23 protein-coding genes are annotated in these 20,585 nt (G+C 42.2%); 3 read left to right on the top strand and 20 right to left on the bottom strand.

What is annotated here, in order from left to right:
• Positions 1-28: 28 nt before the first annotated feature.
• The 7 genes from paaA to ribH all read right to left on the bottom strand — a co-directional run bounded on the left by paaA (position 29) and on the right by ribH (position 6,482).
• The gene (gene paaA, locus JNK13_11300) at positions 29-1,009 is read right to left on the bottom strand and encodes a 1,2-phenylacetyl-CoA epoxidase subunit A (GenBank protein MBL7663325.1); all 981 of its coding nucleotides are present in this window, start codon (positions 1,007-1,009) and stop codon (positions 29-31) included.
• Between the two features lie 54 nt (positions 1,010-1,063).
• Positions 1,064-2,704, bottom strand: coding sequence for a glycosyltransferase family 39 protein (locus JNK13_11295; protein ID MBL7663324.1), 1,641 nt, complete (start codon positions 2,702-2,704; stop codon positions 1,064-1,066).
• Positions 2,705-2,759: 55 nt separating this feature from the next.
• Positions 2,760-3,095 carry a tRNA-binding protein gene (locus tag JNK13_11290; protein MBL7663323.1) on the bottom strand — a complete coding sequence of 112 codons (336 nt, stop codon included), beginning with the start codon at positions 3,093-3,095 and terminating at the stop codon, positions 2,760-2,762.
• Positions 3,073-3,948, bottom strand: coding sequence for a YitT family protein (locus JNK13_11285; protein ID MBL7663322.1), 876 nt, complete (start codon positions 3,946-3,948; stop codon positions 3,073-3,075). The genes JNK13_11290 and JNK13_11285 overlap by 23 nt, the downstream gene beginning before the upstream one ends.
• A gap of 172 nt (positions 3,949-4,120) precedes the next feature.
• Positions 4,121-4,588, bottom strand: a complete 468-nt coding sequence (locus tag JNK13_11280) for a CBS domain-containing protein (GenBank protein ID MBL7663321.1) — start codon at positions 4,586-4,588, stop codon at positions 4,121-4,123.
• A 31-nt stretch (positions 4,589-4,619) separates the two neighbouring features.
• A complete protein-coding gene (locus JNK13_11275; protein MBL7663320.1) occupies positions 4,620-5,894 on the bottom strand; it encodes a serine hydroxymethyltransferase in 1,275 nt (424 codons plus the stop codon).
• 96 nt (positions 5,895-5,990) lie between these two features.
• Positions 5,991-6,482, bottom strand: coding sequence for a 6,7-dimethyl-8-ribityllumazine synthase (gene ribH / locus JNK13_11270; protein MBL7663319.1), 492 nt, complete (start codon positions 6,480-6,482; stop codon positions 5,991-5,993).
• Between the two features lie 63 nt (positions 6,483-6,545).
• Between ribH and JNK13_11265 the strand changes: the two genes are divergently transcribed.
• Entirely contained in the window at positions 6,546-6,992 is a 447-nt protein-coding gene (locus tag JNK13_11265) for an isoprenylcysteine carboxylmethyltransferase family protein (GenBank protein MBL7663318.1), read from the top strand.
• A 63-nt stretch (positions 6,993-7,055) separates the two neighbouring features.
• On the opposite strand, the gene thrC is transcribed toward JNK13_11265, so the two are convergent.
• The 8 genes from thrC to JNK13_11225 all read right to left on the bottom strand — a co-directional run bounded on the left by thrC (position 7,056) and on the right by JNK13_11225 (position 14,544).
• On the bottom strand, positions 7,056-8,342 hold the full coding sequence (thrC, locus tag JNK13_11260; protein ID MBL7663317.1) for a threonine synthase: 1,287 nt from the start codon (positions 8,340-8,342) through the stop codon (positions 7,056-7,058).
• On the bottom strand, positions 8,339-9,283 hold the full coding sequence (locus tag JNK13_11255; GenBank protein MBL7663316.1) for a homoserine kinase: 945 nt from the start codon (positions 9,281-9,283) through the stop codon (positions 8,339-8,341). Before JNK13_11255 ends, thrC begins: the two co-directional genes overlap by 4 nt.
• On the bottom strand, positions 9,280-11,724 hold the full coding sequence (gene thrA, locus JNK13_11250) for a bifunctional aspartate kinase/homoserine dehydrogenase I (protein ID MBL7663315.1): 2,445 nt from the start codon (positions 11,722-11,724) through the stop codon (positions 9,280-9,282). Before thrA ends, JNK13_11255 begins: the two co-directional genes overlap by 4 nt.
• 286 nt (positions 11,725-12,010) lie before the next feature.
• On the bottom strand, positions 12,011-12,232 hold the full coding sequence (locus JNK13_11245; GenBank protein MBL7663314.1) for a hypothetical protein: 222 nt from the start codon (positions 12,230-12,232) through the stop codon (positions 12,011-12,013).
• A 2-nt stretch (positions 12,233-12,234) separates the two neighbouring features.
• Entirely contained in the window at positions 12,235-12,567 is a 333-nt protein-coding gene (locus JNK13_11240; GenBank protein MBL7663313.1) for a hypothetical protein, read from the bottom strand.
• A complete protein-coding gene (locus tag JNK13_11235) occupies positions 12,500-12,796 on the bottom strand; it encodes a type II toxin-antitoxin system RelE/ParE family toxin (protein MBL7663312.1) in 297 nt (98 codons plus the stop codon). The genes JNK13_11240 and JNK13_11235 overlap by 68 nt, the downstream gene beginning before the upstream one ends.
• A gap of 109 nt (positions 12,797-12,905) precedes the next feature.
• The gene (locus JNK13_11230) at positions 12,906-14,072 is read right to left on the bottom strand and encodes an ankyrin repeat domain-containing protein (GenBank protein MBL7663311.1); all 1,167 of its coding nucleotides are present in this window, start codon (positions 14,070-14,072) and stop codon (positions 12,906-12,908) included.
• Between the two features lie 37 nt (positions 14,073-14,109).
• Positions 14,110-14,544: a hypothetical protein gene (locus JNK13_11225; protein ID MBL7663310.1), complete on the bottom strand. Its 435-nt coding sequence runs from the start codon at positions 14,542-14,544 to the stop codon at positions 14,110-14,112.
• Positions 14,545-14,795: 251 nt separating this feature from the next.
• Between JNK13_11225 and JNK13_11220 the strand changes: the two genes are divergently transcribed.
• Positions 14,796-15,038, top strand: coding sequence for a hypothetical protein (locus JNK13_11220; protein ID MBL7663309.1), 243 nt, complete (start codon positions 14,796-14,798; stop codon positions 15,036-15,038).
• A 356-nt stretch (positions 15,039-15,394) separates the two neighbouring features.
• Here JNK13_11220 and JNK13_11215 read toward each other — a convergent pair whose 3' ends face one another.
• The gene (locus JNK13_11215; protein ID MBL7663308.1) at positions 15,395-16,294 is read right to left on the bottom strand and encodes a PhzF family phenazine biosynthesis protein; all 900 of its coding nucleotides are present in this window, start codon (positions 16,292-16,294) and stop codon (positions 15,395-15,397) included.
• Positions 16,295-16,398: 104 nt separating this feature from the next.
• Between JNK13_11215 and JNK13_11210 the strand changes: the two genes are divergently transcribed.
• Positions 16,399-16,614 carry a DUF433 domain-containing protein gene (locus tag JNK13_11210; protein MBL7663307.1) on the top strand — a complete coding sequence of 72 codons (216 nt, stop codon included), beginning with the start codon at positions 16,399-16,401 and terminating at the stop codon, positions 16,612-16,614.
• Between the two features lie 326 nt (positions 16,615-16,940).
• On the opposite strand, the gene JNK13_11205 is transcribed toward JNK13_11210, so the two are convergent.
• The 4 genes from JNK13_11205 to JNK13_11190 all read right to left on the bottom strand — a co-directional run bounded on the left by JNK13_11205 (position 16,941) and on the right by JNK13_11190 (position 20,545).
• On the bottom strand, positions 16,941-17,762 hold the full coding sequence (locus JNK13_11205) for a methyltransferase domain-containing protein (GenBank protein MBL7663306.1): 822 nt from the start codon (positions 17,760-17,762) through the stop codon (positions 16,941-16,943).
• A gap of 33 nt (positions 17,763-17,795) precedes the next feature.
• A complete protein-coding gene (locus JNK13_11200; GenBank protein ID MBL7663305.1) occupies positions 17,796-18,488 on the bottom strand; it encodes a cyclase family protein in 693 nt (230 codons plus the stop codon).
• Positions 18,489-18,601: 113 nt separating this feature from the next.
• Entirely contained in the window at positions 18,602-19,039 is a 438-nt protein-coding gene (locus JNK13_11195) for a GNAT family N-acetyltransferase (GenBank protein ID MBL7663304.1), read from the bottom strand.
• A 939-nt stretch (positions 19,040-19,978) separates the two neighbouring features.
• Complete coding sequence (locus JNK13_11190; GenBank protein ID MBL7663303.1) at positions 19,979-20,545, bottom strand: hypothetical protein; 567 nt, start codon at positions 20,543-20,545, stop codon at positions 19,979-19,981.
• Between the last annotated feature and the right edge of the window lie 40 nt (positions 20,546-20,585).

Genomic DNA, 20,585 nt, shown 5'->3' with positions numbered 1-20,585 from the left:
ATCCCTTGTGGCTAATTTTCGGCTAATTCTAAGCGGCTAACTTATTATCTTTATTGCCTTTGTCAGCATAGGCCATTGCTGCGTCTCTAACCCATTTACCAGCCTCATGAGCTTTATTTCTCGCAGCTATTCGTTCGCTGTTACAGGGGCCATTGCCACTAATCACGGCCTTAAATTCATCCCAGCTAATTGGCCCAATTTCCCAATGCCCGGACTGATCATTAAACTTTAAATCCTTGTCAGGTATACTTAAACCCATCGCATGGGCCTGCTCAACTGTCATATCGATAAATCTCTGGCGCAGTTGGTCATTGCTTTTCAATTTAACTTTCCAGCGCATCAAATCATCACTATTCGGCGAATCTTTATCATGTGGCCCAAACATCATTAAAGATGGCCACCACCAACGGTTGACAGCATCTTGCACCATTGCTTTTTGCGCCGGTGTTCCCTGCGCTAAAGTCGCAACGAGTTCAACCCCTTGCTTTTTGTGGAAATTCTCTTCCTTGCAGATCCGAATCATTGCTCGCGAATATGGCCCATAGGAGCATTTTGCAAGCATTGTTTGATTGACAATCGCTGCCCCGTCAACCATCCAGCCGATAACTCCCATGTCTGCCCAGGTTAAGGATGGATAATTAAAAATGCTCGAATACTTTGCTTTGCCAGTTAGTAATTCCAGAATGAGCTCGTCGCGGTCAGCACCAAGCGTTTCAGCTGCACTATATAAATAATGGCCGTGCCCTGCTTCATCTTGTACCTTTGCAAGCAGTGCCATTTTGCGCTTCAAACTAGGCGCCCTCGTAATCCAGTTGCCCTCAGGAAGCATTCCTACAACTTCAGAATGTGCGTGCTGAGAGATCATACGGATTAATTGCCGACGATATTTCTCGGGCATATAGTCCCTGGGCTCAATTGTATCACCAGCTTGAATACGCTGCTGAAATTCCTGATCTCGATCAATATGAGAAGTAGTCATAAAATTTTCCCTTGCAGTGAACGGAATCATAGTAAAATTTAAAGCGAAATGCCATCCGCCAAACGAAAAAACCAGGCACTACTCTTAAATAATTTCACTAATTTTAAGCCAGGGCTCATCTAATTCACGCTTATAATATTCAAGCACTTCTTCGTGATGCCTAACTGCACGATCTGCTAGGCTCTTGCTCAGGCGTTCGTTATTCTTAATCCTCTGCTTTGTTGGATAAAATGTCTGAACAACAAAGACTCGATCATAGATTTTCTGCTGTTTGAGCTCGATGATTTTCTGCGCTTGGTGATTTGCTCCTAAAAAATCAAGTGCATCAAAGCCATTGACCGTATATTGCAGAGGCACAGCGCCAATCACTAATATTTTCTCCTGCTTTGACTGCTTTAAATACTCTAGCGCCTGATAATAACGGGCAGCAAATCTACCGTTACGCATGGAAGTCAGTTGCATTGCCTTGGGGACTGAAAGCACGAAAACAAACAGTGCTAGAACTGAGGCCAAAATTAAGTTTGCCCTCAATTTTCTGAGTACTAGCACAACTGCAGGAAGTGCTAAAATTGAGAGCACTAAGGTAACTGGCAAGTAATGTCGATAGACGAACGGATCTGTAATTTTAGACCAAAAATGGGCAGTGATAATTATCCAAAAAGTCACGCTTACAGTCGAAAGTAACAATGCAAACATTTTCGTGCTGGAACTAATATTTTTTCGTTGCTGAAATAATTTAACGCCGAGTAGGCCCAAACCAAAGAGTCCTGTCAGATGTAATGCTGGACTAAAGGGAAATGTTTCAACACCAAAAGAGGTGAGGCTTTTTAAGAAAACAAGATTATTCGAAAGAAATGACTCAAACGAAAAAAGCTTTGTTTCACTACGTAAAATCGGATGCTCAATCTTTGCAAAACGCAGCCACACTGGCAGTGCTAAGAAAATCGGACTTAGAAAAAAAAGTCCTCGCTTAGGCGTCAATACATTGCTCCAGCAGAAAAACCCGCCAATGATTAGGCTATATAAGACGGATTCAAAACGTGTCAGTGCTAGTAACACTAAAGTCGCCTCGAGCAAAGCTTCAAGCTGCGGAGACCTTTTCTGTAGAACTTGGTAACTTAACGTCAGCGATAAAAAAAGAAAAAACGTAGACGTTAAGTCATAGCCGCCAGAAGTCGCCGTTAATGCAACAATCGGATGCGCGGCAACAAAAAGTGTCGCGGTAAGAGCGCCACCCAGGCCATAAAATTGACTTACAAAAAGGAAAATTGCCTGTAGTAAGAGGAAACAAATTAGCCCATTTGCTCGAATTGAGTTTTGCGGTTGATATCCTAGGCCGTGGTGAAAGAGATGGACGATAAAAGGATAGAGTGTCGGTCGAATGTCAAAATCTGATTTTGACATTCTCGCTCTGGTCGTATCACGATAGCTAGTTGTTTGATAAGAAACTCCCTTGTCAAAATACATTGCCTTAGAAGTCGCAAGCAATTCTACTTCATCAGCAAAAACTCTAAATTCACTATGATTTGCTTGAAAAATTAAGGCGCAAATTGTCAGGCTAGCAATAAAACTACAAACAAAAGTCTGACGTGAAAGTTTACTGTGAAAAGCTAGGCTAACTAATCGAACTAACCAAATACAAAAAGCTAACACTGTTACTGGATAAGCAAACTGTAAATAGCAAAACCTCAAGTGCTCAGGGTTTAGTAGTGGGATAACTGCCACGCATGCGAAGCAGTAAAAAAATGCCGATTTCCAACTAACTTTCAGTCGACAAGAGCTAAAAGAGCTTAGCGCCATTTGGAACTTTCTTGTCAGGGCTCACCAAGACAACTGCGCCAGTTTCATCAGGAAGTCCAGTGGTCAAACATTCAGAGAAAAAATTGGCAATTTGCTTGTTGGGGAAATTAATCACGCCTAGGATTTGCTTACCGATAAGTTCTGCCTTGGCATAATGCGTTGTGATTTGTGCACTTGATTGCTTAATGCCAAATTCACCGAAATCAATCTTGAGCTTATATGCAGGCTTACGAGCTTGCGGGAAATCCTCAACTTCAATAATCGTGCCCACTCTTAACTCAACTCTCTCAAAATCAGCCCACGTTATTTCCTGCATGGTGAATAATCCCCTTACTTTTCATGACTCCGCCTTCAACGCCAGATAATGGATGAAAAAACAAAAACGCTTGTGGGTCTACTTCCTTAATCAAATGCTTGACCTTGCCAATTTCTAAACGTGTGATCACGCAATGTAAGATATTCTGCTCGACGCCACTCATCCCTCCATAGCCTTTATAAATTGTAGCGCCGCGCTTGAGATCGATTGTAATACGTTCCCGGATTTCAGTGTTACGCTCTGAAATCACAGTGATTGCTGTATATTCATCAATGCCATAAAGCACAAAATCCAATGTTTTTGCGGCTGCAAAATAAGTTAAGATTGAGTATAATGCTTCATTAACTCCCAAAGTGCTGATGGCGAGCAAAAATAAGCAGACATTAAACAATAAGATCACATCACCAACTCGCAGCACTGCAAAACGGCTAGAAATTAAAAGCGCTGCGATTTCTGTACCGTCAAGCACAGCGCCACCACGCATTGCAAAAGCGATCCCGGCTCCAATAAAAACCCCGCCAAAGATTGCCGTAAGTAGTAAATCTGGTGTGACATCAGGATAGGGAACAGCTGCTAAAGTGAATGCTAGTGCTCCAATCGCACAAATGCTCCTAATTGCAAAAGCACGTCCAAGAGTCTTATAGGCTGTGGCAATAAATGGCAGATTAATTAGTGGCAGCAGTATAAATAATGGAATGCTTGAAATTTTAGCAAGCAACATGGAAACGCCAGTAACTCCCCCGTCGATGAAGTTACTCGATAGCAAGAACCCCTTAATCCCCATTCCTGCAGCAAGGACACCAATCGTTACAAGTAAGACATTTTTAATTTCATTTTTTATTTTGGTCTTCAAGTGTTTACCATCAATTCATGCACTATTTATCATCAGTAGCTCATAAATAAAACATTGTTGAAAAAGCACCTGATCGTACAGCGTATGCAATATTGACATGCATTTGACATATTAATGCCTTCGTAGATCAAACTTAGGCAGTCAAAAATCTGGAGTCAGTTATAACTCTGCTTTACTGGCATTCAAGGATCTTAATCATATCCATAGTTGAAACGATGCCTGCAAGCTTGCCCTTTTCTGTAATAAAAACTCGATGAATTTTGTGATTTCTCATCAGTGTCGCAAGCTCAGGGACTGTGCTGGAAACATCCGCACATACAGGTTCAGAGTTCATAACTTCACCAACTGTAATTTCCTCGAGAGTATTAGTCTGTGAAGGCCAATAATTTCCTTCCAAATACGGGAGTTCCATATAGTAAAGTGTATGCGCGAAGCCTTCTAATGATTCCGCGGCTGTTTCTCTGAGGATATCGGTTTGTGAAATAACCCCAACGAATTCGCCCTCTTCATCTATAACGCCAGCACCGGTAATTTTATTCTCTGAAAATAATTTCCATGTTTCAGCCAAACTACTTGATTCTGCTACTGTTAAAACAGGAGAAATCATAATGTCTTTAGCTTTAAGTGTTTCAAATTTCATATCTGCTGCCTCCTCTTAAAATAAACTTGTCTTACATTCCTGGGATCGGATAATTACGACAAAACGCCTTAACTTCTTGCTTGATTGATTCTAGCGTGGTTGACTCAGTATGATGTTTTAAAGCTTGGACCATCCAGTTACCGAGTTTTTTCATTTCACTTTCTTTCATACCACGCGCCGTAGCAGCAGGAGTGCCTAGGCGAATGCCGCTGGGCTTAAGCGGTGGGTTTGGATCATCCGGAATAACTTGTTTGTTTGTTGTTATTAAGACCTGGTCTAAAACTTCTTCAGCTAATTTCCCATCAATTCCGAAACTTTTAACTGTGTTCATCACAGACATGTGATTGTCGGTGCCATTGGTAATTAACTTACAGCCTTGACCCATCAATGTTTCTGCCAACACTTTAGAGTTTTTTATAACTTGCGCAGCGTACTGTTTAAACTCAGGTTGTAAAGCCTTCCCTAAGGTGATCGCAATTGCGGCAATAGTATGCATGTGTGGTCCACCTTGCAACCCCGGGAAAACTGACTTATCAATCGCTTTTGCGAATTTCTCTTTACATAAAATCATTCCGGCCCGTGGTCCGCGTAATGATTTATGAGTTGTTGTGGTCATGATATCAAAGCCGTAGTCCATGGGGTTTCGCATTGCACCACCAGCAATTAAACCACCAATGTGTGAAACATCTGCCATTGTAATTGCGCCAATTTCATCGGCGATTTTCTTAAAGTCAGCGTAGTCATAATCGCGCGGATAAGAGGTGTAACCGCAAAGTACAATTTTAGGTTTGTGCTCTCGTGCCACTTTGGCAAGTTCGTCAAAGTCAATTTTACCTTGATTTTCCGGATCTGTTTTGTAACGAACGAAGTTAAAAATATTGCCCATGTGTGACACAGGAGCGCCATGCGTTAAGTGTCCGCCGTGGGAGAGATCCATCCCTAAAATTGTGTCCCCAGGCTTACAAAAAGCCAGGTATACGGCTTGGTTCATTGGCGAACCAGAAAGTGGTTGAACATTGGCGTGCTCAGCACGAAAAACCTGCTTAGCACGCTCGATTGCGATACTTTCTACAATATCAGTATAAGTCTGTCCGCCGTAGTAGCGTCTTTTGGGGTAACCTTCTGCATACTTATTTGTCAAAACGGATCCATTGGCGACAAATACCTCAGGATAGGTGTAGTTTTCAGATGGGATTAATTCGATGCCTTCGTATTCGCGCTGTTCTTCTCCAATAATGGCATTATATATTTCTGGATCTGTTTCTTTAAGTAGTGTTGCGTTTTTACTGAAATTGTTAAGGCCCATTGCTGACTCTCCAAAATACTAAGAATTTTCTTGGTAAAGTTAGCGCATACAGATATGTGCTGCAAAGGCCAGTATAGTTTCTAGGGAAAGCGCAAGTTAAGCTGGCGGTTTTAGAGAATTATTCCAATGTAATAATTCAGATACAGCAAAAACTGCTTCTAAACCTTTATTCAAGAGATCATCGGCAGATCTTTTGACGGCATCTTCGATTTTTACAACTCCGATCACTTCATTGATAATTGGTTTTCCATAGCGACGTGATACTTCAGCAAAACCTTGGACTACATTCTGCAGCACTGTAAGGTCATGCGTAGTGCCACCTTTAAGCACAACTCCAAAAGCAAGAATCGCGTCTAACTTTTGCTCTCTCTCAAATAGTAACTGAGCAGCAAGCGGCAATTCATAGGCACCTGGCAAGTAATGTACAGAAATATTTTGCGCCTTAACTCCAAGCGCATCAAGCTCCCTGCAAGCGCGATCTATCATCGACTGGACACATTCGCGGTGCCACATGCTAGCAATAATTGCCAGACGCGCGTGTGGGATTTTATGAAATTCACTAGGACGTTTCGGCAAGTATCCAGACATAGAGGACTTAAACTTTTAACCTTTTTAGCTTTGAGCTATGTTATAAGCGTTTAGAGAATAAATATGCAAATTCTACCGCCAATTTGGCTACTGCTTTCAATTGTTGGGATGTTACTTACACATTATTTTTCACCAAATATTAAGCTTTACACGCTGAACCCCTTCATTTTCCTAACGGGCCTTTTATTAATTTTATTTGGTTTTGTGCTTGTAATTTATTGCGCCTCGCTCTTTCGTAAACACGAAACCCCACTTCGTCCATTTAAGGAGTCAACTGCATTAATCACCTCTGGACCATTTAAATATAGCCGAAATCCAATCTATTTAGGCATGGCAATTATCCTGATCGGCATTGCCCTACTCTTAGGTTCACTCATTCCTTTTTTAATTGTGCTCGGATTCTTTTTGATCATCCACAATCAATACGTCTTACGCGAAGAAATCTTTATGGAGAAAATCTTTGGCGAGAAGTTTAGCCTTTACAAACGTAGTGTCAGACGCTGGATCTAGGGTGCTTTCCAAGCAATTCTTGACAATCAATCTATCCCCTGCCAAGCAAATATTGCAAAAATTTTAGGCAGTAAGAATTGTAGCCAAATCAGCAGGCTGCGCGGAAATTTTTATTGATCGCTTTTTTGCATCCTTAAATTTGGAAACTTCCGCCGGTTCAGCTAGTTGAGTAGCAAGAATTGGCTCAACAATATCCTTAAACTTTAGTGGGTGCGCCGTGCCCAGAAATACGCCGATAGAATTTGGATCCTGCTGCAAAAGCAATTTCAGCCCCAAATAGCCAATCGCAGCGTGAGGCTCGCTGCTATAGCGATATTGACGATAAAGGAACGCAATTGCAGCTTTTGTTTCCTCATCAGAAAAGGCAAATGCCTGCAGCTCAGACTGTAATTTCTCAAGTGAGTCTTGATACAACGCCTGGATGCGAATGAAGTTACTCGGGTCAGCAATATCCATTGCATTAGCAAGTGTCGATTTAAACTGCTGCACCTCATAATTTCCCGATCGAAGATACCGCGGCACAATGTCATTTACATTTGTCGCAGCAACGACAGTTTTTACCGGCAGTCCCATCTGTTTAGCTAATAAGCAAGCCGTGACATTTCCAAAGTTCCCTGACGGGACAGAAAAAATTGGGCTGGTTTTAGCAGGAAGCTTGGTGACGGCCCAAAAATAATAGCAGATTTGGGGCAATAATCGCGCCACATTAATTGAATTTGCTGAGCAGAACGTTCGTCGTGCAAGAATTTTTTGATCGACTAGTGCTGATTTCACAAGTCGTTGGCAATCATCAAATGTTCCGTCAACTTCAATCGCCCTAACATTTCCACCGAGTGAGGCAATTTGTAATTCCTGAAGTGCGCTCACTTTCCCAGACGGATAAAGGATAAAAACGTCGAAACCTTTACGCGCGTAAAAAGCGGCAGCAACTGCCCCTCCTGTGTCTCCTGAAGTTGCAGTTAAAACAGTAAGATCTCTACCATCATGATAGTAAGTAAGTAACTCGGCCATGAAACGCACGCCAAAATCTTTAAAAGCCAGGCTTGGTCCATGAAATAGTTCAAGTGTATAAAGATTTGTGGCAAGACGAACCAACGGGACATCAAAACTAAATGCTTTGTAGCAAATCGCTTCTAAAATTTTGCGCGGAAGAGAATTAGTTAAAAGTGTATGCAGTATCTCGAATGAATGCTCCGGAAACGATAGGCTTGCTAAGCTTTCTAACTGGCCGGGTTGAATTCGCGGAATTTCCTCTGGTAGATATAATCCCCCGCCAGCGGGGAGATTATTGATCACAGCTTCTTTGAGGCTGACACTAACAGAGCGATCTTTAGTGCTATAGAATTTCATTGCCCTTCAACCACGGCACACCCTGTGCGATTAATCGCTGAAGTAAACACCAAGCTATCGATCTCAATCTTTTTAAACTGTAGCGCTAGCGCATCTGCAACTTTTTGGGCCTGAGCTAAATCTTTACAAAATGCAAATAACGCAGGTCCACTTCCCGAAATGCTACAGCCAAGTGCTCCAGCATCAAGGGCACTTTGCTTTGCTTCTTTAAATCCAGGGATCAAAATTGCCCGTTCAGGTTCGATAATTACATCTTGCAGCGACCGACCAATCAGCTCTAGATCTTTCTGACATAGCCCCGCGACTAGTCCCGCAATGTTACCGAACTGCTCAACCACACGCTTAAATGGAATCAATTTTTTAAGTATTTTACGTGCATCTTCAGTCCGAACTTCAATCAATGGACAAACTACAGCGATTACTAATTGTTCGGGGAAAGGAATTTTGACCACATCCAATGGCAGTCCCTGTCTAACTAAGGTAAATCCGCCGAGTAATGCCGGGGCTACGTTATCAGCATGCGCCACACCTGCAGCAACACGCTCCCCCTCCATCGCAAATGTAATCAGTTCTTTTTGTGTAAAAGGGCGGTTTAATAATTCATTTAGCGCAAACACTGCGCCTGCCGCACTTGCTGCACTAGAACCAAGTCCGCTTCCGATTGGCATTTGTTTTTCAATCTCAAGTTCAAACCCAAGTCCAGGGTCCAAATTTTTCAGCAATGTCTGTGCTGCGACAGAGGCAGTATTATGCTTTGGATCAAGGGAAAGTTCTCCATAGGGTGAGATAATTTTTGTAATCTTCACCCCGGGCACCTTAGTTTTGTGTGCAGTGATTAAATCCCCAACACTTTCAAGTGCAAAACCTAATACATCAAATGCACACGCCACATTGGCAACTGTTGCTGGAGAAAAGACTTTCACCGTGGAGAGATTTTTCATATCGCTACCCGTAGGATATCAGCAAAAACCCCGGCAGCCGTAACATCTGCCCCTGCCCCAGGTCCTCTAATGATCAACGGACGAGTATGGTAGCGTCTGGTTTTAAAGGAAATAATGTTATCGCTGCCCGAGAGGCCATAAAATGGGTGCTCTGGTCCAATTGCTTGTAGAGAAGTACTGGCAACTCCATCTTTAATTGCTCCACTGTAACATAATTTTTTACCTTGCTTTAGCGCTGCGGCAAAGGGCTTAAGTATTTCGGCTTCGTGCAGCTTAAGCAGCGCAAGAAACTCCTCGGCCGAACACTTGCGACAAACTTCAGGGATGAGACTTTGCACTTGGATCTCAGGCATTGAGATCTCCTGCCCAGCTTCCCGGGCTAAGATTAAGAGTTTGCGTGCTACATCCGTACCACTTAAATCGTCCCGCGGATCTGGTTCCGTGTAACCTAGATCTTTTGCTTGTTTAACGATCTCCGCAAAAGAATCAGCAGCAGTTAGTGTATTAAAAATATAACTTAATGTTCCACTTAAGACTGCTTCGATTTCAAGAATCGTATCACCACTTTTGATTAGGTCTTTGAGTGTATTAATTACCGGCAAGCCCGCTCCGACTGATGTCTCATAGAGAAACAGGGTGTTATGCTTTTTTTCAGCAGCTTTCATGAGTTGATACTTTGTAAGATCTGCGGCAAGTCCTTTTTTATTCGCCGTGACGACAGAAATATTAGCACTGAGCAAGCGTTCATAGAATTCTGGCACTGCTTCACTTGCCGTGCAGTCTACGAAAACGCTATTTGGCAAATTGAGATCAATTATTTGCTGGACGAATTTATCTGTTGCGGCGGGTGAGCCATTGGTTTCAACAATTTGCGGTAGTTGATCAAGCATCAACTTGTTTTCACCGATCAGCATTTTTTTTGTATTCGAGACACCCAGCAGGCGCACGTCAGTGCGATATTGATCGATCAATTCTTGATGCTGGTCACTGATTTGTTGCGTCAAAGTGCGTGCAATCAGTCCCATCCCTACGCAAAAAACGTTGAGTTTATTAATACTGGAAAGGAAAAATGTTTCATGCACAGCTTGCAGCGCTTTTTTTCGATCGTGTCGCTCGATCACTGCTGAAATATTTAATTCAGAAGAGCCTTGAGCGATGGCAATAATATTCACGCTATTTTTCCCCAGCGCATGAAAAAATTTACCACTAATGCCAGGAAGGTTGCGCATATTCTCGCCAACCAGTGCAATAATGGAACATTGATCCTGCACGATAATCGTATCCAGCTTATGTTCTTTAAATTCCGTAGAAAATTCTTCGTTCAATGCGCTCACCGCTAGTTCTGTCTGACTTGGGTCAATTGCAAAACAAATCGAGTGCTCTGAGGAAGCTTGTGAAATTAAGATTACGTTAATTTTCTCCTGCGAAAGCACCGCAAAGACCCTGCCCGCACTACCTGGCACTACTTGCATGCCTGCGCCCAGAACACGGATTAATGCAACGTGCTCAATCGAAGATATGCCGGTTGCTAGATATTCGTGAGCGATTGTGCCGGTACTAATCACTGTTCCCGGGAAGCTCGGTTGCATAGTATTTTTAATCCGCAGCGGTATTCCGGCAGCGTAGGCAGGCTGAATTGTTGGAGGATAAATTACCTTTGCCCCGAAATGAGAAAGTTCCATCGCTTCTTCATAACTGAGCTGTGAGATTGAAATTGCGTCGGGCACAACTCGTGGGTCAGCTGTCATCACACCATTTACGTCAGTCCAAATTTCAATTTCAGCTGCTCCTAAGGCAACGCCAACAATTGACGCCGTGTAGTCGGACCCGCCGCGACCTAAGGTTGTCGTATCTCCCTTAGCTGTTGCCCCGATAAAGCCTGGGAATAAGAGGAAGCCTTGAATATTTTGATAAGCTGCCTGGATGCGTTGACTTGAAACATTTAAATCTGCGTGGGCGTTACCAAATTTATCATTAGTGCAGATTAATTGCCGTGGATCGCAAAGCGTAGTTTGCAGTCCCTGCTCGGAAAAAAACTTAGCAACAATAAATGCTGACAAAAGTTCGCCATAAGCGGCAATACGGTCGCGCATACGAGGTGAGCATTCTCCTAAGGTTGCAATTCCGCGCAGTAGTTCTTCGAGTTCATTGAAACTAGTTTTAACTGTGGCAACGACTAAGCTACGATGCTTTGCCGGGAAAAGTTCTTCGACGTATTGTAGATGCTGATCGCAGAGCTGCTTAAATGTTAGCTTCGCTTGTTGTTCAGCTTTTTCTGCCTGGTGCGATATCTTTAGGAGTAGATCTGTTACACCTGAAAATGCCGAAACAACAACTGCCTGGACTTGCTTTTCGTTGGCAGCTTGCTCAACAATACGACAAACTTTTCTGATATTTTCTGGGGAACCGACAGATGTTCCGCCGAATTTCATGACTTTCATAGAGTCCTACTATAAATTGTTCTGCTGTGATGATGTAACCCTAAATCGTCATTGTCTGACGGTTTAGAGTAAAAAAACGAGTGTATTGTAGAAAAAAGAATATTTTAACCCGCTAAGGGGTTGTGGTCGTAGTCGTAAATTGCAAGCAAACAAGAGACATAACTTACTTATATCACAGCCGCACTTATGGCTGCAAATAAATTTTAGCTGGCATCATAGTGATTACAAAAAAACTTCCGAGATTGTAGCTTTAGCAAAACAATTCAGACTAATGCAGCGGTGTTTCTTACCTTCCTTCAAAAAAGGAAGTTGTCAGGCATTTTTCACCTGTCCATTGCTGCGAATAGTCTTCAATTTTTGCTGCCAAATCTTGGGCAAATTTTAGCAATGTTGCTGTTTGCTCAGCTGTTAACACGCCAGTCACTTCAAGCATCCAGATGTTAGGTAAATCTCGGTTAGACTTCTGCTGTGAAAAATAGTCTGGTGTGACAAAATCAAGTTGCTCCATTGTCATCCATAAAGCGCATGAATAACACTGGAAATATTTTTCAACGTCGGATTTCCTTCGGGTGATAGAATCCGATGAAGTGTCCGCCTTGAAGTCTTAGATTTTTTAGCCAATTGACCTTTATGCACAGCTTCAAGATGTGTTCTAAGAATTTCTTTGAATGACTCTATATCTTCCTCAACAAGACACTGCCAAAAAGCTTTAAAGACTAGCTCTTGATCTTTGAGGCGATTGGCACTGCTTACCTTGTGAACCTTCGCACCAGGTTTAAGCTTGCGAAGTGGTATATCGTTCAAGGAGAATTTTTGCTTTTTTGATGTCATTTTTTTGCTCATTCTTGCCTCCACCATGCAAGAGTAAAACTACTCTGGCCCCAGTTCTTGCAAAATAGACTCTCAAGCCATTTTTCCATCGAAGCTCTGAAAGCCCATCACCAAGATACTTGGCATCTCCGAAATGGTCATAATGCTCTATTCTAAAGACGCGAGATTCTACTAGAGCCTGAATCTTGGCAGATTCAGATGTAATCCACCGCTCAAATTCCGTAGATCGAATAACTTGCATGTATTAGTAGTGTGCCATATATGGCGCATTTTGGCAAGGCACTTGCTGTCCTGGATTTTAGAAACCTAATTACTAGCGTTTTATCTAGAAAAGTAGCCCCAGACCAAGGCTAAGAAAGTGACTCGAGCAGAGCTTTTACCTCATCAGAGTTAGAATACTTAGAATAATCTTTGGCGGTTCTTCCATCTTTGTCTTTAAGTTCGGGGTCTGCTCCTTTTTCTAGTAGAATCTTTACAAACTCAATCTTTCCAGCACCAGCGGCTAACATTAAAGGTGTCCTCTTTGAATATCTCTCTGAAGAATTAGGGTCTGCGCCAGAATCCAATAGAAGTTTGAGCATCTCCAAACTATTCTTATCAATGGACATCCTGATAACTTCTTCACTCCGTAGAAGATGGACCCTCTGCCCTGCTGCTATGAGCTTCTTAACTCTCTCGAGATTGTTATTATTGAGCGCATTCCAAAAGCTTTGTTCATCTTGAGCAACATTCTTTGAGTGCTTAAGAACAAGATCAAAAAGCTCATCTTCATATGGCCCAACGTAGGAGAGCGCAGTATTTCTATCAAAGCTCTTATACTCCGTATCTGCTCCATGCTCTAGAAGTACCCGCACAACATCAAGCGACCCATGAAATACACCATAATGAAGAAGAGAGATTCCCTCTTTATCAACAATATTCGGAGAAAGACCTTCCACAAGTAACTTTTCTAACTCCACTGCATTTCCTTCTCGAATCAATTCAAATGGTCGCTCTGACTTAGGGCTAAAACCAAAAAGAGCTATTACTATCACAGCCAGAAGACTTAGCGCCCCGGTAGCTTTTAACCATGCACTTTTTGACGTTGAATCTTTTGCGATAGAATTTAAGATCAATCCATAAGTTATCCAAATTGGAATTAAAGTTATTGCCGATTGAGCGGCGATAAAAGGCAGAAGTATTAAAAGTGTAGCATCTCCACGTAATGGCCCCCCGAGTAATAACGGAATTACATTAATGAAAAAAGCTGCAAAGGGAGGAAGGAAAACTCCAAGGAGTATCGCAAGAGCTTTTGATCCTTTTAGTTTAAAATCGATAAGAATTTGAAAGATGGAAAATATAAATAGAGTTACTCCTGTTGAAAGTGAAAAATCTACTCCATCTTTAAATCTTGATAGTCCGGTTCCTGCACTAAATGAGGTTCCACCACTTTGACTCTGTACATAAATTGAAACTGCTATCCAGCAGGATATTAGAGCAAATGAAAGCAATAAGGAGGGAAGAAATTTACGATGCATCGATACTCTGTTTATTTTCCAGGTTAATTCTTTTTTTCTAGCCTACAGCTTGTTTCGCTTGAAGTCTTTCTTTAAGACTGACCACAAAGGCTTTAGCATCTGTAGGAGCATCACTCACAGGAAAAGAAACTTCTCCTGATTCGGAGATAACAATCACTTCAGTTTCAATCAAGGCAAAGGCCAGTGTGCAAAATGTGATCAATCCTAGCGGAACTTGAATAAAGAAGTTCCATGGCACAGGCATTTCATAGGCCGAAACTGCCCAGAGTACTAGCAGACAGAAAAAAACAAAAAGCACTGCGCCCCAATCAATTGAGCGTTTACATCTAACTTCACGTACGGAGTTGAGATCTAAAGATGCGATTGGATTATTTTCTAAGTCGCGACGGATTATTTTATCACCAATAAAAAAAAGCCTGCTCTGCGGCAAACATAAGTCAGGTAGATCTATTTGCGTACTTGGCTCGGCCATAAGTAAACAATATCGATCTTCCCGCCTAAAGGGTAGAGGTGATAAAACTTGAGAAATACCTGAAGATATGAGAACTCAACAACATGCTTGAATGGTACTTAAATCTTTCCCTAGCTCATAAAATAATCGGCCCCTTCCTACTAATTTGTTTTTGCGTAGTAATGTATTTATGTTTTTTATCACTAACCCGTTCAAGGTATCCGCTGGGTTGGCATCGCGGATTTCAGTCATCCCCTATTTTCCAGATCATCATGTGGCTAGGTGCTTTTCCGTTAATTATTCCAGCACTTATTTTGCGCTCGCGTCGCAAGCGCGCACTTAGCTCGGCGCGATTTGTAGGGAATCTTCGGACCCGCATTTTTCATGATCGCAATTGTGAGTATGCGCAGCGTATCTACTCGAATTTTTTTAAATATCCACTCAATACATCTGCTGAAGCAACGCAAAGCGGTTTTCGCGCATGTAACTGGTGTAAACCGGTAGACAAGAAATAGCGATCTGATATTAGCGCTAAAACCACCGAGACCATATACCCCGCAAGAAGCCAAAGCCTGGCCAGGTGCAGTGTACTTGGCGGAGACAATCCTTAATCAGCCGCTTTTGATTCGGAGTAAGAGTCGAGCAATCTCTGCGGATTTCGAGCACTACGCTTCCAAGTTCCGCAATTAACTCAGACGATGTCGTCCAAGTTCCGTTGAGAGTCTCCTCTAGGCGATGCCCGTGTGTACTTGCACCACTCTCCTTCAATGATGAAGCTAAGGCATAAAAGGGTTTTGAACTGATCTCACTCATTGTCATTGCTAACATTTAAGATCTGCGGTGTTTTTGTATCCGCTACCAGGGCAAATATCTAAACAAAAAACTCTCCTTTAACCATCAGAACGCCAGTGCCTCCAATCGCAAGAGCTATCTTTCCCTGATTATCAAAGCTGCCTCGCACATAGATCGTTGAAGGCATTTTTTCGACATGGCCCTGTTCAGCGTTAATTTCAACTGTCCGCTCTGAGTAGACCTTATTTTTCATTAGGTAAGCTAAGAGTGCGCTGTTTCCAACACCACAGGCAGGATCTTCGATACCTTCGCGGGGGCAAATATTGCGCGTATGTAAGCTGAGCGCTGCGTCGTAAGTCTCTTCACAATAAATCTGCGCTTCAGCGACGTTATATTCTGCACAAAGCTGCTTTAATGGTGCGATATTTCTGCGCACACGCATTAACGCATCTAGAGAGTTTACTCCGAAAACTATATGTCCAAGTCCAGTATCAATTGCTTCCACGGGCAGGCCTGGCAGTAAATCTTCTTCCTTTAACGAAAAAATCTCTGCAACTCGTGAGCGCTGTTCAACGACACCTAAGAATTTAGGCTCTGGTTGTTGCATTAGAACCCGGACTGACTCGCCGATCTGTTCTAGCTCTATCGTCTGGATTCCTCGTTTAGTTTGCTGTTGGAAAACTTGTTTATTAGACAAATCGATATGTCCACCGCTTGCCAGAGCAGACCAAGTAGCAACCGTCGGATGGCCGGCAAGCGGTAGTTCTTGATGCGGAGTAAAGTAACGAAGTTGGAAATCGATGCCTTGCTCAGTCGCAGGTAATACAAAAACAGTCTCGACTAGGTTCAGCTGCTTAGCGATTGCCTGCATCTGCTCATCACTTAATCCTTTGGCAGATGGAAAGACTCCGGCGGGATTGCCATAAAAGGGTTGGTTTGCAAATGCATTCACAACATAGAAAAGATAGCTTTTCGACATATGATAAAATATCTACTTTAGCGGATTAAAAGCTAGAATCATCTGTTTCGAGCGAAGCAATAAATCTAGTGGATTCGTTTGTTATACGGCGCCATAATAGCGATATGTCAGACGTTATTCAAATCAATCCTGAAATTCTAAACGGAACACCTACTTTCCTAGGAACTCGCGTACCCCTAAAAAACCTATTTGATTATATTGAAGCTGGCAGTACAGTGGATGAGTTTCTTGACGATTTCCCCTCTGTAAAACGTGACCAAGTAACCCAGCTTCTTAATGAATTACGCGAAGATGTTGTTAGCAAAACTAAGGTAGCATGAGAATTCTTATAGATGAGTGTTTGCCAAAAAAACTGAGGCTACTTCTGGTTGGACACGAGGCGATAACAGTCACTTAGGCTGGCTGGAATGGGATCACGAACGGGAAACTTCTTGCCCTTGCGCAGGAGGGATTTGATAGTTTTATTACAATCGATCAACATCTTGCTACACAACAAAGCCTGGGTAAGTTCAAGATTGCGGTGATAGTTCTTGAGTCTCAATCTAATGAAATTGAACATCTAGCTGTTTTAGTTCCAAAACTTCTTGAGCTTCTTTCAAAGCCAATAACTGGACTATAGAGAGTAACTTCATAATCAAAAAAAGTATTATACCAAGCCTACTTCAGTCAGATAGATAACCCTTGAAAGTGCCTTCCGTTCAGCCAAGTTTACAACTGTTTGAAGGTAATTTTGCTGTTGTTCAAATTTCTCCTCCCCTTCAATAGATAGAAGTTCTTTGCGATAGTTATTGCGTGCTTTGATACGGCCCGATGCATTTGTAATTACCCCGCTAGTTCGATCCTGTTGCTCTAGAATATGAAACCCGCAATTTTTAAGGAGTTCTTCGTTGAAGCCAGGTGGCACAAACTGAGTAAATCCGTTAATACTGCGCAGTTTAATTTCTTCGTTCGATAGCACTCCAGTTACAATCCCTGCGTCTGTAAAGAGAAATTGTCCTTTTGGCACAAGCGTTCTCGCGATTTCGTGAAAAGCTTTGTTTCTATCTTTTAAATGGAGGACTACATCGAAAGAGACAATCTTGCTAAAATATCCATTCTCGAAAGGAATAGGTTTATTACCGTCTACCTCTTGTAGCTGAATCAGAGAGTTGATACCCATTTGGTCTGCGCGATTTTTTCCTACTGCCAGTGCAGGGGCACTGATATCGACTCCAATACCTTGACAGCGACTTGCATTGACTAAGAATGTTAAGGGGCCGCATGGACCGCAACCGAAGTCCAAAAGTATATCAGCCTGAGACAAATTGAGTAGTTGCCTCGCTTCTTCTAGCTCTGAAACCGTGACCCAAGAGTGCTGTCCGATATCTTCGCCGTATGCTTCTCTTCGAATTTTTCGCTGAAGCGGAGTATCAAACTCCTGATAGGTAGAGTCATAGCCTTTCGCGAGATTTTCTGGTTGTGGGTTCATAACTCAACTCATGGGCATAAAACGACAACTGATTTACACCAACGCAACAATACGAGCTGGTGCCTCAGTTCCGTCTCTAATCTTCATTGGTAGCACAAATATTTGCGCCCCAGTAGCCGGAAGTGCGTCGGCATTTGCTATATTCTCTACAAGATATTTGCCTGCTCCTAGAATTACTCGATGAACTGGGAACGAGTTTCCTTTAGAATCAGCAGAAAGTGTATCAGTGCCCAATCCCGTAATGTGTCTCTCTAGAAGCAGTTGAGCAGTTTGTTCATGTAAGCTTGGGAACCTCAATCCGTTGCGATATTCGATTGGATTATTCCAATATTTACTCCAGCCAGTATAAAAAATTACGAAGGAGCTAGGTTCAATCTGGCCATTTTCTCTCTCAAATTTATGAACAATTTCAGGCATGACTACATAATTCTCATCCGCGAACTGATCTAAGTGGATTGTCACACAACTTGTGATTAAGTTCTCAATTACCAAATCATCTACAGTCTTGGCTCCTGAGATGCAGTGTGCAGGAGCATCAATATGAGTTCCCATCCCTGCTCGAGTTGAAATTGACTGGACGCGGAAAAGATCTGGGGCAACGCAATCCGTATAGTCAACCGAAACAGAAAGGTTAAAACCGCAATCTCCATCCCAGGAAGGAATCTCAGCACAAAGTGTTTGCGTCAGATCGATTATCTTTGATGTTGGACGTGAGTTGCTTTGCATGGGTAAGATTCTCTCTTTTGGCGGTCTAACGGCTTAAGTCTGCAGGAAACGGGGCGGCTAATCAACCGAAATCACAGCAGAGTTTCGCCCTCCGTTTCTCCTTACGATTTTTTTTATACCGCACGACTCATCGCAAGTCTGTGCGCGCCAGGACCAAAGTAATCTTGAATTATCTCACCTTGTTTAAATCCAAGCGATTCGTAAAGTGATATTGCCGCTGTATTTGTAGGGGAACAAACTAATTTATATTCGCTAACGTTGTATTTCACAAACTCAGCCATAACCTTTTCTGTTAGGATAAAACCAATACGCTGACGTCTGGCTTCAGGATCAACAGCAAGAGACATTATATGTCCCGTCGTAGTTCCGGCTTCTATCCCCCCGATACAGTAGCCAAGAATATTTGGATTTCTTATTGCCCAAACAAATGGATGATTTTGATCCCAAAGCTGACGTATGACAAGTGACGAGTGCGCTATATCTCCAAAAACTTTTCGACCTAGGGCGTGAACTTCGTTTAGATCCTCGACCTGCACTTGAAAAATTTCCATATCAGACCATCTGCGTTTTAACCGTTATACTGTTAAGCCAACAAGATTCTAACCCGAGACAATTTCTTAATCATCTACAAAATTCAGTGGATTAGAATCCGGCGTGGCGTTTATTGTTAGTCAGAGGCTGAAATAAGCATATGCCGCAAAACATAAGCTACAGAGAAAAGGAATAAGTAATTTGTAATTCCCAGGAATTGTCGCACTGATCAAAAGTCCAAACAGAGGAATAATCAAGTTATAGTAAATTGTCCACGAAATGAATGGTTCTTTTTCAGGGCATCCTCGGTCTACATCTTCAGGAAGTGGTCCAGCGCAATACTCAAAATCATTCTCAAAAGGCCATCGAGGTACAAGATAGGATGATCCTGATATAGGCATATCTATTGTCGTTCGTACACCGATAAATAGTAAATAAATAGAAAAAGTTCCGAGTATTATAAATAGAACATTTTTTTTATTCATAGGGCTTTTTTATACTGCATAACGGTTAAAAAGAGCGACGATTTATCGTCTGCTGGATTTGATTGTTATCCATTTATAAACTTAATTGACCTCAATAAGGAAAGAAACTTTTCATGATCTTTAGCCGAAATTGTCATTTTTTTGATATCTTTCTTTGGATCGCTAGCTGACCAGCCAGGAGGGAATCCCGGATCATACTGGACAAGTAAGATTTCTCCATTCTGTTGAAGCGCCGCAACAAGACGAATTCCATCTAAGGATCTAGTCTTCCGTCAGGCAATTGTTGCTTGATTGTCGAGCTATTGGGGATGGATACTATGTCTACAACAGAACCACCCTGAATGTCGTTAATAAAATATCAATCTACAATGCGAAACGCAGGCGAAAAACTCTTATATACGCGGAAAAGTATTTTTTTTCGGTTTGGTATATTTTCCCGCAGGCAATAATGGAGATCTATGGCTAGCCTTTCTATTATTGAATCCGACACCACATATCTAAACCATTACTTCCTATTGCAGACATAATTTTAACTAATGGCTCGATTGACTCAAAGTCTTCGAATTCCGTCGACGCCAAGGTTGTGGTGAAAGTTATAAGCTCACTGTTGAGCAGATAGAAATAGGGCGATTCCCAATAAACACTCTGACCAAATATCGGCCTACCATTGGTAATGTAATGACAAATATGATCGATTTTATCCGAGCTATTTGGAGACTCAGCGAATTCACTAATCATATCAGACATCACTGACCACCGTAAAATATTAGAATTGGTCAGCATCAAATCTTGATCGTACCGCATAATTGCTTCGGCGACACACGAATGCTCGTATGTCTCCTCTTCCAGATTAGGAAGAGGAAGGCTCTCGGTGATTGCAGTCTTCAAAATTGACAAACATTGCGTACTAGTAGCTTTATCGTCCGCAAACTGAGAAACGATATGGGTCGAAATTTCTTCAAGTGCCTTTTGATCGTTTGAACCAAGTAAGCGAAGAAATCTTCCTGAATTAAAGCCAATTATTTCTGGTCTATACGACATGTTCCTCTTATCCCAGTTAACTATCTTTTCGTGAAAAATA

The sequence above is a fragment of the bacterium genome, assembly GCA_016786595.1.
In the GTDB taxonomy this organism is placed as follows: domain Bacteria; phylum Bdellovibrionota_C; class UBA2361; order SZUA-149; family JAEUWB01; genus JAEUWB01.
This window is presented reverse-complemented; position numbering and strand designations above follow the sequence as displayed.